The sequence below is a fragment of the Cupriavidus phytohabitans genome (genome assembly GCF_000426345.1).
Taxonomy (GTDB): Bacteria; Pseudomonadota; Gammaproteobacteria; order Burkholderiales; family Burkholderiaceae; genus Cupriavidus.
This window is the reverse complement of the sequence record NZ_AUFE01000050.1, coordinates 1-12,591: the sequence shown is the minus strand read 5'-3', so window position 1 is coordinate 12,591 and position 12,591 is coordinate 1. Positions and strand designations below refer to the sequence as shown.

The window sequence follows — 12,591 nt, the reverse complement described above, 5'->3', positions numbered from 1 at the left end:
GGTTTGACGAAACCCGTTGCAGGCCTTTCCTGCAGGTCAATCCTGCCGGGCCTGGCGGGATCCTTGCGTGGCCTGGCGCGGTACGCCCAGCCACATCGCGAGCCCGCTGGCGAGCAACAGCGCGGCCAGCAGCAACAGCGCATGGTCGAGGCTGCCGGTGCGGGTCTTGATCTGCCCGATCACCCATGGGCTGACGATGCCGCTGGTGATGCCGACGCTGCTGATCATCGCAATGCCGGCCGCTGCCCCTGCGCCCGGCAGGTAGCTGGGCGGCAGCGACCAGAACACCGGCAGCGCGGCAAAGATCAGCACGGCGGCAACCGAGAGGATCGCCAGCATCATGGCCAGGCTGGTCGGATGCAGCGTGAGCGCGGCCAGCGCCAGCGCGCCGCCAGCGGTGCACAGCAGGAAGTGCCGGTGGCGCTCGCCGGTGCGGTCGGAGTGGCGCGCGATCAGGATCAGCCCGACCGCGCCGACGGCATTGGGCACCACCGAATACAGGCTGACCGACATCACATCGGTGATGCCGAAGTCGCGGATGATCAGCGGCATCCAGAAGCTCAGCGCGAGCGAACCGCACGTCAGCGAAAAATAGATAAAGGCGAACAGGTACACGCGCGGGTTGCGCAGCACCTGGCGCAGCGCCTGCAGCGAATGGCCGCCTTTGCCTGCATCGGCGGCGTTGGCCGCCTCGCCGGCCGCGGCGCGGATCAGATAAGCGCGCTCGCCGGCGCTGAGCCAGCGGGCGTGTTCCGGACCGTCCACCAGGCAGCGTGCGGCAATCAACCCCAGGAAGACCGCGGGCGCGCCTTCGATCGCGAACATCCATTTCCAGCCCTGCAGGCCAAGCACGCCGGCCATGTCGCGCATGATCCAGCCGGAGACCAGGCCGCCGAGCACGCCCGCCACCGCCACGCCGGCAAAGAAGATGGCCATGACCGCGGCGCGGCGCCGCGCGGGGAACCAGTAGGTCAGGTAGAGCACGATGCCGGGGAAAAAACCAGCCTCGAACACGCCCAGCAGGAAGCGCAGCGTGTAGAACTGCGCCGGCGTCGACACGGCCATCATGCCCACCGATGCCAGGCCCCACAGCACCATGATGCGGGTGAAGGTGCGGCGCGCGCCGAAGCGCGCCAGCAGCATGTTGCTGGGCACCTCGCACAGCACGTAGCCGACGTAGAAGATCGCGGCGCCCAGCCCGTACATGGCGTCGCTGAAGCCGAGGTCCTGCTTCATCTGCAACTGGGCGAAACCGATGTTGATGCGGTCCAGGAACGAGACCACGTAGCAGACGAACAGGAAGGGGATGATGCGCAGCCATACCTTGCGGTAGAGCGCGTCTTCCTCGCACGCCGCCAGCGTGGGCGGGGCAGTGGTGGAAGTGGTGGAAGTGGTGGGCGTCAGGTGCAGGGACGCAAGATCCCCTGAGACCGGATGGCTCATGGTGTTTGTCTCCGTATTGTTGGTAGCTGCGGTGGTGGCTGCGCGGGTTGCGTCGGGGTGGTTGCAGCCAGGGATGGCGCTGCCGGGCGCGTCTGCTGCGCGCTAGCTGGCGGACCTGGGTCGGGCCAGGGAAAGAGCGGTGTGGGGCGCGGCCTGGCCGCGCCCGTGCCGGGTCAGGCTGCCGGCGCTGCCGCGCCCGGCATGTCGGCCACGCCTTCGCGAGCCGCCTGCAGCGCGGCCAGCAACACGTCGTGGTCGCCGATATGGTTGGCCAGCAGCAGGATCAGCTGCGCGTTGGCGGCCTGGCTCTGGGCGTCGTCGAGGTCGCGGTGCATCTCGATCAACGCTTCGTAGAAATCGTCGGGCCGGGCCAGGTTGGGTTGGGTGTTGAGGGTGGCGGGCATGTTGTCGTCTCCTGTTTTCGTGCTGTCCGGCGTGCTGTCCGGCGTGATTCAGGCGGCGATCCGGTCCGGGGCCGGCGCGGCCAGGCCGGCTCCGGTGGCGCGCGCCAGCGCGGCGCGGATCGCGGCGGGGTCGGCGCGGCGCCAGCGCGCGCACACATGCTGGTCGGGGCGCACCAGGTAGCAGGTGCCGGGCGCGGCGCCGTAGCGGGCCGCGGCCAGGCCCTGGTCGTCGCGCAGCACCGTGGCGCTGGAACAGGTCATCGCCGGCTGCGCCGCGTCCGTGACGTAGACCAGCCGCAGCGGTACGGTGCCTTGCCTGAGCGCGGACAGGTCCGCCAGCGTGGCGGCGTCGATGGCATCGGGATTGCCGAACAGCAGCACGGTGAAATCCTGCCCCAGGTGCGACAGCAGCCAGCCGGCACCTTGCGGCCCGGACACCGGCGCGTCGGCGCAGACCGCTCCCGGCACCATGCCGCCGGCATAGCCTTCATCGGCGTCGGCGGTGTTCAGCGGCGAGCCGTGCAGCACGGCCGGCACCGACAGGCGGCCGCTGTTGACCAGGCCGCGGGCAAAGGCGTGCCGCTTCGACAAGGTCAGCACCGCGTCGCGGAACACGCGGCTGACGGCGCTCTTGGGCGTGATGAAATCGGTGGCGCGGGTCGAGTTCAGCAGGTTCTCGTCGGCGGCGTATTCGCGCTCGCTGGCATAGGTGTCGAGCAGGCTGTCGGCGGCGTGGCCCTGCAGCACGTAGGCCAGCTTCCATGCCAGGTTCTCGGCATCCTGCACGCCGCTGTTGGCGCCGCGCGCCCCGAACGGCGACACGCCGTGCGCCGAGTCGCCGGCGAACAGGATATTGCCGTGGCGGAAGCTGTCCATGCGCAGGCACGAGAAGGTGTACACGCTGACCCATTCCAGCTCGAACTTCACGTCCTTGCCGAGCAGCGCCTGCACGCGCGGGATCACGCGCTCGGGCGTTTTTTCCAGCACCGGATCGGCATCCCAGCCGAGCTGGAAGTCGATGCGCCAGACATTGTCCGGCTGGCGGTGCAGCAGCACCGACTGGTTGGGGTGGAAGGGCGGGTCGAACCAGAACCAGCGCTCGCTGGGGAAGTCGGCCTCCATCTTCACGTCGGCGATCAGGAAGCGGTCGCGGAAGGTGCGGCCCTTGCTGTCCAGGCCGAGCAGCTTGCGCATCGGGCTGCGCGAGCCATCGGCGGCCACCACGTAGCGCGCGGCCAGCGGATAGCAGCGTTCGGGCGTCTCGATGGTCAGCACCGCTCCATCCGCGCGCTGCTCCAGCCCGACCACCTTGTTGTGCCAGCGGATCTCGATATTGGCCAGCGCCTGCGCGCGCTCCAGCAGGAAGCCTTCGACGTAGTACTGCTGCAGGTTGATAAAGGCCGGGCGACGGTGGCCGCTTTCCGGCAGCAGGTCGAAGCTGTAGACCTGCTGGTCGCGCAGGAACACCTTGCCGACGTTCCAGCTCACGCCCTTGTCCACCATGCGCTCGCCACAGCCCAGCCGGTCGAAGATGTCCAGCGTGCGCTTGGCGAAGCAGATGGCGCGCGAACCGGTGGACAGCGTGCAGTCGTCGTCGACCAGCACCACGCGCACGCCGCGCTGGGCCAGGTCGATGGCGGTAGCCAGTCCGATCGGGCCGGCGCCCACCACCACGACAGGATGGACCGGGCCATCCGCCTGCGCGCCGCGCTGTTCCGCGCAGGGCTGGTACTCAAACGACAACCGCTGGTAGTCGATGTTGCTCATTGCCTGTCTCTCCATCCAACTCTTGATGCTTCGTTGCCCGACTTGTCGTGGGTTCTTCTGTCGCTCAGTCCTGCAGCGCGGCCCACATTTCCTTGTCGCGCTGCGTGGTCCAGATGCGCGGGTGGCGGATGCCGCTGGCTTCGTCATAAGCGCGCGAGACATCGAACGGCAGGCAGTGCTCGTAGATGAAGACATGGCCGAACTTGGGATCCATGGCCTGGCGCGTATGCGCCATCGCGGCCTTCAGGTCGAGCTTCTCGGCCACGGCTTCCTTGCCCGACTGGAACAGCGTGGTGACGAAGTCCTTGGTGTAGGCAAGGCCCTTCTTCACCTCGTCCGGCGTGGTCAGCGCGGGACCGCGGCCGGGAACCAGCTTTTCGGGGTTGAGCGCCTGCAGCGCGTCGAGCGTGGCGGGCCATTCTTCCAGTTGGGCGTCGCCGCAATAGCAGGCGGCGTCGTACTCGACCAGGTCACCCGAGAACAGCACCTTCTGCTGCGGCAGCCAGACCACGGTGTCGCCCTTCGTGTGGCCCGAGCCCAGGTGGGCGATGCGGACTTCCAGCTTGCCGAGGAACAGCGTGATTTCCTTGTCGAACACCAGCGTCGGCCAGGTCAGGCCGGGCACGGTTTCGACGCCGGCGAACAGGCGAGGGAAGCGCTCGATCTCGGACTTCATGTCGGCCTCGCCGCGCTCGACGATCATTTCCCACGTGCCGCGGCTGGCGATGATCTGCTGCGCGCCTTCGGCGAAGTAGGCCGATGCGCCCAGCACGCGCACCGCGTGGTAGTGCGACAGCACCACGTACTTGATGGGCTTGTCGGTGATGGTGCGGATGCGCGCGATCAGGTCCTGCGCCATCGCCGGGGTGGCGGTGGTGTCGACGATCAGCACGCCGTCGTCGCCGATCACCACGCCGGAATTGGGATCGCCCTCGGCGGTGTAGGCCCAGGCGTTCTCGGACAGCTGGGTAAAGGTGACTTGCTTGGCTTCGAGGTCGGCCTGGGATGCGAATGCCTTGGACATGGCGTCTTTCCTTTGTGTGGGGAGGCAAGACGGCACATGCGCACGGCGCTGGTGCCGCAGACTAGGCTGGCGGCACGGGCTGTCTCGCCCCGTTTCTATGGGTCTTCCACGCGGTGGTGCCTGCGTGTTGCGACGGGGTAGTGCAATCTTAGGAAACGCCGTTAAATTAATCAATAGCTAAAGCGTTAGCCTATGGCAAATTTATTTGCGACCTCCTGGATTACCAGATCAGGTGCCGATCGATTGCGGGTTTACCCTGGTTGGAGGGCGCGTGGATGGCGTTCGATTAATATCCGGGGTTTCCGATCACACAAGGTGGCGATGGCCAGGGGCAAGGCAACCGGCGCGGCCGGCAACGCTGAAATGGAAGGCAAGCCGGAAAAGGCTGACAAGGCCCAGCGCGGCATCCAGAGCGTGGAAGTCGGAGGCCGGCTGCTGGCCGCGCTGGCGGCGGCACGCGTACCGATGCCGCTGGCCGCACTGGCCGAGGCGGCGCAGCTGGCGCCCGCGCAGGCGCACGCCTACCTCGTCAGCCTGACGCGCCTGGGCCTGCTCAAGCGCGACCATGTCTCCGGCCGCTACGAGCCCGGACCGCTATCGCTGCAGCTCGGCATGCTGCGCCTGGAGCAGGATCCGGCCTACCGCGCCGCGCTGCCGCGCGTCGACGCGCTCGCGCAGTCGTCGGGCTTCAGCGTGGCCATCAGCATCGCGGCGCCGCAGGGGCCGACGATCGTGCGCTACGTGCCCGCCAGCGCGCCGCTGCATGTGAACCTGCACGTGGGCACGGTGATGGCACTGGCGGCCACCGCTACCGGCCGCGTCTACTGCGCGTTCCGGCCGCCGGCGCAGTGGCAACCGCTGTGGCGCGCGCAGCAGCCGGAAGCCACGGACGCGCAGTTGGTGGCGCAGTTGGCTGACTTCGGCGCCACGCTGCAGGCCATCCGCGAACGCGGCATCGAGCGCAGCATCGACACGCCCAGCCCCGCGGTCAGCAGTCTCAGCGTGCCGGTGCTGGACGCTGCCGGGGCGCTGCGGCTGGTGCTCACGCTGGTTGGCTCGACCGGCGCCATCGACGTCGACTGGAATGGCACCGCCGCACGGGCGCTGCTGGCGGCGGCGGCCGATATCGCCGCGACCCTGCGCGCGGAAGGTGGGGAAGGTACGGAAGAGGAAAGCCCGGCATGACCCCGACCCGCATACCCGACCAGGACGCCATCACCAGCCCGGAAGCCGACGCCGAAGGCGGCAAGCCGCAGCGCGGTATCCAGTCCCTCGACAGCACCGGCCAGCTGCTGGGCGCGCTGGTCGCCGCGGGCCGTCCGCTGGCCTTGCGCGACCTGGCGCTGGCTGCCGGCATGCCCGCCGCCAAGGCATTCCCGCACCTGGTCAGCCTGCAGAAGACCGGGTTGCTCGCGCGCGATGCCGCGGGCAACTACCGGTGCGGCCCTCTGGGCCTGGAGCTCGGCCTGGTCGCGCTGCAGCGGCTGTCGCCGACGCGCGAGGCCGAGCCTGAAGTGATCGAGCTCGCCGGCACCACCGGCCTGAGCGTGGCCATGGCCGTGCTGGGCCCGATGGGTCCGACCGTGGTGAGGCTGGAGGAATCGGCGCGGCCGCAGCATGTCAGCTTGCGCGTCGGCACGGTGCTGTCGCTGGTCAATACCGCGATCGGCCGCACCGTGGCCGCGCACCTGCCCGGCAACGTGCTGGCCGGGCTGCTGCAAACCGATTACCTGCGCATGGCCGGCGCTGCCGTCGGGCAGGTGCTGGGGGAAGACGGAAAGCTTACGGCCGACTACGCCGCCCGCCTGGCACAGGTGCGCGCGGCGCAGATCGACAACGCGCTGAGCCACCCGGTGCCGGGCATCGATACGCTGGCGGCGCCGGTGTTCGACCATACCGGCAGCCTGGCACTGGTGATCGCGGTGATGGGGTCGAGCGGCAGCTTCGACAGCGGCACGCAAGGCGCGCCCGCCGCGCTGGTGCGGCAGGCGGCGCGGCGGCTGTCCTGGCGCTTTGGCGCGCTGCCCGGCGCCGCCGGCTGACCCGGCCGGTTACTGGTCCAGCCGGATATTGGCGGACTTGATCAGGCCGTCCCACTTCTCGTACTGCGCACGAATATAGCTGCCGAACTGCGCGGGCGTGGCCGGGAACGGCACCGTGCCCTGGCCCGCCAGCTTTGCCGACAGCTCCGGCTGCTTCAGTGCGGCAACGATCTCGCCGTTCAGCCTGTCGATCACGGCCTTGGGCGTGCCGGCAGGCGCCGCCACGCCGAACCACGCCGTCAGTTCATAGTTGGGCACGCCCGCGGCAGCCAGCGTTGGCACGCCCGGCAGCTGTTCCGAGGGCTTCTGCGTGGTCACCGCCAGCGCGCGCACGCGATTGTCGCGGATATACGGCAGGGCGGTGGAGACGCTGTCGAACATCATCGTGATGCGGCCGCCGATCAGGTCGGTCATCGATGCGGCGCTGCCCTTGTACGGAATGTGCGCGATATTGACACCGGCGAGGTGCGTGAACAGCTCACCCGCCAGGTGCGACGACGAGCCGTTGCCAAACGAGCCGTAGGTCAGCTTGCCCGGCTCCTTGCGCGCCAGCGCCAGCAGTTCCTGAACGGTGCGCGCCGGCACCGACGGATGGACCACCAGCACATTGGGCAGGTAGGCCACGGATGCGACCGGGGCGAAATCCTTGAGCGGGTCGTAGCCGGGCCTGGCGTACAGGCTCTTGTTGACTGCCAGGGAGCCGAAGGTGCCGAACAGCAGGGTGTAGCCGTCGGCCGGTGCCCGCGCCACGGCGACGGCAGCCAGGTTGCCGCCGGCGCCGGGACGGTTGTCGATCACCACCGGCTGTTGCAGGCGCGCCGACAGGGCATTGCCGATCTCGCGCGCCAGCAGGTCGGTTGCGCCGCCGGGCGGGAAGGGAACCACCAGCCGGACCGGCTTGTCCGGGTAGTCCGCCATTGCCGTGCCTGCCGCCGTGGCGGCGAATGCCAACAGCAGCCCGCTGGCTGCACGCCTGATCCAACCCTGCATCGCTGTCTCCTCCATGTGTTTTCTGGCGATGGAACGGGCCTCAGTGTGTCGCAGCGCAAGCGGGCGCGGGTTTGGCTTTGGCGAAGGTGGCCTTCCGCCGCGCGCACGGCGTGCAGCGGGCGCTCGCGGCGCAAGTTATTCGGACTGCTGCAGTCGGGCGATGGTGCCGAACAGCGTTTCCAGTTCCACCGGCTTGACCAGGTGCGCATCGAACCCCGCGCGCTCGCTCTGCTCGCGGTCGGCGGGCTGGCCGAAGCCGGTCAGCGCGACGTAGTGGGTCTGTCCGGTGCCGGCCACGCCGCGCATGGCGCGCACCACCTCGAAGCCGTCCATGCCCGGCATGGCCAGGTCGATCAGCGCGATATGCGGGCGGCAGCGCGGCGCCACGTGCAGCGCTTCGACGCCATCGTAGGCTATGGTCACGTCGTGGCCGCACATTTCCAGCAGCATCGCCAGGCTGTCGGCGGCGTCGCGGTTGTCGTCGACCAGCAGGATGCGCTTTGCCTGTTGCACGATGGTGGCATGGCCGCCGGCCGCGGCGTGCCCCGGGGGCTGCATCGTGGCGGTCTCCTGCGCCACCGGCAGCGGCAGGCGCAGCGTGAAGGTGCTGCCCATGCCCGGCCCGCCGCTGTCCGCGGCAATGGTGCCGCCATGCAGCTCCACCAGCGCGCGGCACAGCGACAGGCCGATGCCGAGCCCGCCATGCGCATCGGTGCCGGGGCGGCTTTCCTGCACGAACATGTTGAAGATGTCTTCCAGCGATTGCGGCGCGATGCCGCGGCCCTGGTCGATCACCTGTACCAGAAGGGTACGTTTTTGTACGGCGGTGACGATGCTGACGGTCGTCCGCGCCGGCGAGAATTTCGACGCATTCAGGATCAGGTTCTGCATCACCTGCACCAGCCGGGTCTTGTCGGCGTGCATCGGGATCGACGCGGCGTGGGTCTGCACCGCGACGTGCTGCGACTTGGCGTCGAGCGACGGCCGTGCGGCCTCGGCGGCGAGCGCGATCACTTCGTTGAACTCCAGCGGCCCGGTGCGCAGCTCGATGCGCCCGGAGTTGATGCGGCCGATGTCGAGCAGGTCATCGACCAGCCGGCTCAGGTGCGTGACCTGGCGTTCGATCAGGCTTAGGCTCCTGTCGGCCAGCGCCGCGTCGCCGGGCGCCAGCCGTATCGCCGCCAGCGCACTGTGCACCGGCGCCAGCGGATTGCGCAACTCGTGCGACAGCGTGGCCAGGAATTCGCTCATGCGCTGGCTGGAGCGCTCCAGCTCCTCGTGGCGACGGCGCTCGCTCATGTCGCGGGTGACCTTGGCAAAGCCCCGCAGCGCGCGCGATTCGTCATAGACGGCGGTCAGCATGACGTGGGCCCAGAACAGCGAACCGTTCTTGCGCACGCGCCAGCCCTGGTCCTCGACGCGGCCGGCGCGCCGGGCCTGTTCGAGCAGCCGCGCCGGCTTGCCGGCGGCAATGTCGTCGGGCGAGTAGAACACCGAGAAATGCCGGCCCAGGATCTCGTCGCGGCGGTAGCCCTTGATGTATGAGGCGCCGGAATTCCAGCTGACGATATTGCCGGCGGGATCGAGCATGAAGACCGCGTAGTCCTTCACGCCTTCCACCAGCAGCCGCAGCGTTTCCTCGCTCTGGCGCAGCGCTTCGGCGGTGCGGCGCTGCGCGGTCATGTCGCGCGTCACCTTGCCGAAGCCGATCAGCTTGCCGTCGGGCTCCTTGAGCGCCGTGATCACCACATTGGCCCAGAAGCGGCTGCCATCCTTGCGCACGCGCCAGCCTTCGTCCTCGAAGCGCCCGAACTCGGCGGCGGCTTTGAGTTCGGCATCCGGCCAGCGTCGTGCCACGGCGTCGGGCGTGTAGAAGGTAGAGAAGTGCTTGCCCAGGATCTCTTCGCGGGTATAGCCCTTGATGCGCGCCGCGCCCTTGTTCCAGCTCGACACGTGCCCGGTCACGTCGAGCGTGAAGATGGCGTAGTCCTGCACGGACTCGACCAGCGTCCGGTAGGGCGCGTCGCTGGCCGTGTTGGCTTGCGCTTCGCGGGGTGACGCGTGTGCGGCCGGGCCGTCGGCACCGGCGGGGGCTTTCTTCATGGCGAAATCTGGGTTCGCTGCTGCCGGCTTGCCGGCGCTGTCCGTAAAGCACGCGCCGCGGCGCTGCGCGTTACGTAAGCATACCGCGCCCCGCGCCGAAGCAGGCGAGCCGCGGCGCCTGAGCGGTCGGAAGCTTCGCGATGGTGATTCGGAATGTACAGATTGTTACGCGGTGTGCAATTCATAGAATGGTCACAGCTTTTCTACGCCGTCAATCTTTGTCACGGAACGATGCAATTGCCACCGACCAAAGGCCAGTCCGCGCCGCCTGACGCCCTGCCTTGCTGCGACAGTTGCCCCCAGGCGCGTGGCTGCCACGCGGCCGGCCTGGTACTGCGTGCGCATCCCGCGGCGGGTCCGCAGCCGCTGCGCAGCATCCGGCTGCGCAAGGGCCAGCCGCTGTACCTGATCGGCGATCCGGTCACCGCGCTCTATGCGATCCGCTTCGGCACGGTCAAGACCCATGTCACCACCGAAGACGGGCGCACGCAGGTGGTTGGCTTCCATTTTCCGGGCGAGCTGGTCGGGCTCGACAGCCTCGCGCGCAGTTGCTACGTGTCGTATGCCACGGCGCTGGAAGACACCAGGCTGTGCGTGATCGCGCTCGACCCGGGCAGTGCCGCCACAGCCGCAGCGCCTGCCTTGGCCAGCCAGCTGTTCCTGGCGCTCGACTACCAGGCGCGGCGCGCGCGGGCGATGCAGACCATGCTGGCACTCATGACCGCCGAGGAGCGGCTGGTGACGTTCCTGCTGTGGATGGCCGACGGCTTCGCGGCGCGCGGCTTTTCATCGTCGGCCTTCGTCTTGCGCATGAGCCGCGAGGAAATCGGCAGCTATGTGGGCCTGACGCTAGAGACGGTCAGCCGCCAGTTCTCGCGGCTGGCCGAGATCGGGCTGATCCGCGTACGGCACCGTAGCGTCGAGCTGCTCGACAAGCCCGCGCTGCGCGCCATCGCCGAACGCCCGACGATCTCGGCGCACAACGTGCCGGCCACTGCCGCGGACCTTGCCGCGGGGACCACAGCATCCATCCAATGAAGCGCAAACCAGAGCACGCCGACGTCACGGACGCGGGCGCGGGCACGGCGCCCGTCGCGGCGGACCGCAACAATGCCGGGGCTGACATCCTGCGCGACGTCCAGCAGCTGAACCTGTCATACCTGATGCTGGCGCAGCGCCTGCTGCGCCAGCACGAAGCCGAGGCGCTGTTCCGGCTTGGCATGCGGCAGGAGCTGGGGCGCGCGCTAGCCGAATTATCACCGGCGCAAATGGTGGCCCTGGCACGCTCGAACCTGCTGCTGTGCCGCTTCCGGCTGGACGACTGCAAGGTGCTGGCATCGCTGACGGCAGCCGAGGCGCGGCACCCGCTGGGCGGCATGCATGCGGCGATCGTGATGGCCTCGCAGCCCGCTGGCGGGACGCGCTGATGCCAGCCCTTCCTCTTTTTGCGCCCCGCCACCGGCCGCAAGGCCATAGCAACCAAAACACGGAGTCATTGATGACGGGTACAGCCCCGAGCTATGTCGAGACCAGCCTGAGACTGTCCGGCAACCCGGGCCAGCCGGGCGCGTTCCTGCCGACCCGAACTGAAATCACCGGCATGCCGCACGCGCATGCCCTGGTCCGTGCGCTGTCGGGCGACGGCATCGCGCAGCGCTGCATCGAAGGGGCGCTTCGCGTGCTGGTGCAGGCGGGGCACCAGCCGGTGCGCACGGTGGTGTGCAGCGGGCAGGGCCGGCAGGCGTCGCTGGACTTCTACGTTGAGGCCGACGTGGTGGCCTGCTGCGAGCTCGATGGCGCATTGCAGCGCCAGCTGGCCAGCCTGTGCACCAGCGTGCTGCCACCGGGGCTGACGCTGTCGGTGCGACCGCTCGGCACCTATGTGCCCGACTGCCCGCCGGCGGGCGAGCACGGCGCGGCGGAGCGCTTGCGCAGGTGCGCTGGCGACCTGCTGTGCCGCGGTGGCGAGATGAACCAGCGGCTGTCGGCGGTGTGCGCCTATCTGGCTGCGCTCCATGACGCGCAGGCCACTGCCGACCGGCTCGGCCATCTCGACCAGAGCCTGTTAGGCCAGGGCCAGGAAGCGCTGTCGTGGCGCCTGCGCCGGCATCGCAGCGTGGAAGGGCGGGCGCTGGCGCAGGCGCTCGAAGGGCTGTCGCGGGCCGCCGACGGTGCGCTGCATGAGCTAGGCAAGCCGTACGGGGCCGACCATGCGCGCTACCAGCTCGAGCAGATGCAGCGCTTCCGCGACCAGATCGAGCGCTTCCGCTCGGCCTGCTCGCTGGAATAACCCCCCTGTGTTCGCGCTGGTCGCGCCGCCGCGGCTTCAGATCCCGGCCATGCAGGTGTACTTGATCACCAGGTAGTCCTCGATGCCGTAGTGCGATCCCTCGCGGCCGACGCCGGACTGCTTGACGCCGCCGAACGGCGCCACCTCGTTCGAGATCAGCCCGGTGTTGACGCCCACCATGCCGTACTCCAGCCGCTCGGACACGCGCCAGACGCGTCCCAGGTCGCGCGCATAGAAGTAGCTGGCCAGGCCGAACTCGGTATCGTTGGCCATCGCCACGACCTCGTCCTCGGTGTCGAAGCGGAACAGCGGCGCCAGCGGCCCGAAGGTTTCCTCGCGCGCGACCTGCATGCCGGGCGCGACATCGGCCAGCACGGTCGGCTGGAAGAACGAATGGCCGAGCGCGTGGCGCTGGCCGCCGTGCAGCACGCGCGCGCCCTTGCCGAGCGCGTCGGCGATATGCTCCTCCACCTTGGCCACGGCCTTGTCGTCGATCAGCGGGCCGATGCGCACGCCGTCGTCCATGCC

12 protein-coding genes are annotated in these 12,591 nt (G+C 69.0%); 5 read left to right on the top strand and 7 right to left on the bottom strand.

Annotation, left to right across the window (positions count from 1 at the left end):
* Positions 1 to 36 precede the first annotated feature (36 nt).
* From K309_RS0126095 to K309_RS0126080, 4 genes are all read right to left on the bottom strand, one after another.
* Positions 37 to 1,443: an MFS transporter gene (locus tag K309_RS0126095; RefSeq protein ID WP_029049131.1), complete on the bottom strand. Its 1,407-nt coding sequence runs from the start codon at positions 1,441 to 1,443 to the stop codon at positions 37 to 39.
* A gap of 173 nt (positions 1,444 to 1,616) precedes the next feature.
* Positions 1,617 to 1,847, bottom strand: a complete 231-nt coding sequence (locus K309_RS0126090; protein ID WP_029049130.1) for a DUF2783 domain-containing protein — start codon at positions 1,845 to 1,847, stop codon at positions 1,617 to 1,619.
* A 48-nt stretch (positions 1,848 to 1,895) separates the two neighbouring features.
* On the bottom strand, positions 1,896 to 3,614 hold the full coding sequence (locus K309_RS0126085) for an FAD-dependent oxidoreductase (protein WP_029049129.1): 1,719 nt from the start codon (positions 3,612 to 3,614) through the stop codon (positions 1,896 to 1,898).
* 64 nt (positions 3,615 to 3,678) lie between these two features.
* Entirely contained in the window at positions 3,679 to 4,638 is a 960-nt protein-coding gene (locus tag K309_RS0126080; RefSeq protein WP_029049128.1) for an MBL fold metallo-hydrolase, read from the bottom strand.
* A 321-nt stretch (positions 4,639 to 4,959) separates the two neighbouring features.
* Between K309_RS0126080 and K309_RS0126075 the strand changes: the two genes are divergently transcribed.
* Positions 4,960 to 5,823, top strand: a complete 864-nt coding sequence (locus K309_RS0126075; RefSeq protein ID WP_029049127.1) for an IclR family transcriptional regulator — start codon at positions 4,960 to 4,962, stop codon at positions 5,821 to 5,823.
* On the top strand, positions 5,820 to 6,680 hold the full coding sequence (locus K309_RS0126070) for an IclR family transcriptional regulator (RefSeq protein ID WP_051320611.1): 861 nt from the start codon (positions 5,820 to 5,822) through the stop codon (positions 6,678 to 6,680). The genes K309_RS0126075 and K309_RS0126070 overlap by 4 nt, the downstream gene beginning before the upstream one ends.
* Positions 6,681 to 6,689: 9 nt before the next feature.
* Here the strand turns inward: K309_RS0126070 and K309_RS0126065 are convergent, their stop codons facing one another.
* Together K309_RS0126065 and K309_RS0126060 are read right to left on the bottom strand one after the other, a co-directional pair.
* On the bottom strand, positions 6,690 to 7,670 hold the full coding sequence (locus K309_RS0126065; protein WP_029049125.1) for a Bug family tripartite tricarboxylate transporter substrate binding protein: 981 nt from the start codon (positions 7,668 to 7,670) through the stop codon (positions 6,690 to 6,692).
* Between the two features lie 135 nt (positions 7,671 to 7,805).
* Entirely contained in the window at positions 7,806 to 9,773 is a 1,968-nt protein-coding gene (locus tag K309_RS0126060; protein WP_029049124.1) for a PAS domain-containing hybrid sensor histidine kinase/response regulator, read from the bottom strand.
* 237 nt (positions 9,774 to 10,010) lie between these two features.
* Between K309_RS0126060 and K309_RS37485 the strand changes: the two genes are divergently transcribed.
* From K309_RS37485 to K309_RS37480, 3 genes are all read left to right on the top strand, one after another.
* Positions 10,011 to 10,811 carry a helix-turn-helix domain-containing protein gene (locus tag K309_RS37485; RefSeq protein ID WP_232232491.1) on the top strand — a complete coding sequence of 267 codons (801 nt, stop codon included), beginning with the start codon at positions 10,011 to 10,013 and terminating at the stop codon, positions 10,809 to 10,811.
* On the top strand, positions 10,808 to 11,200 hold the full coding sequence (flhD, locus tag K309_RS0126050; protein ID WP_084402550.1) for a flagellar transcriptional regulator FlhD: 393 nt from the start codon (positions 10,808 to 10,810) through the stop codon (positions 11,198 to 11,200). Before K309_RS37485 ends, flhD begins: the two co-directional genes overlap by 4 nt.
* Positions 11,201 to 11,271: 71 nt before the next feature.
* Positions 11,272 to 12,063, top strand: a complete 792-nt coding sequence (locus K309_RS37480; protein WP_051320610.1) for a hypothetical protein — start codon at positions 11,272 to 11,274, stop codon at positions 12,061 to 12,063.
* A 36-nt stretch (positions 12,064 to 12,099) separates the two neighbouring features.
* Here K309_RS37480 and K309_RS0126040 read toward each other — a convergent pair.
* The coding region (locus K309_RS0126040; RefSeq protein ID WP_029049122.1) for an aldehyde dehydrogenase family protein at positions 12,100 to 12,591 on the bottom strand (492 nt) is incomplete at its 5' end.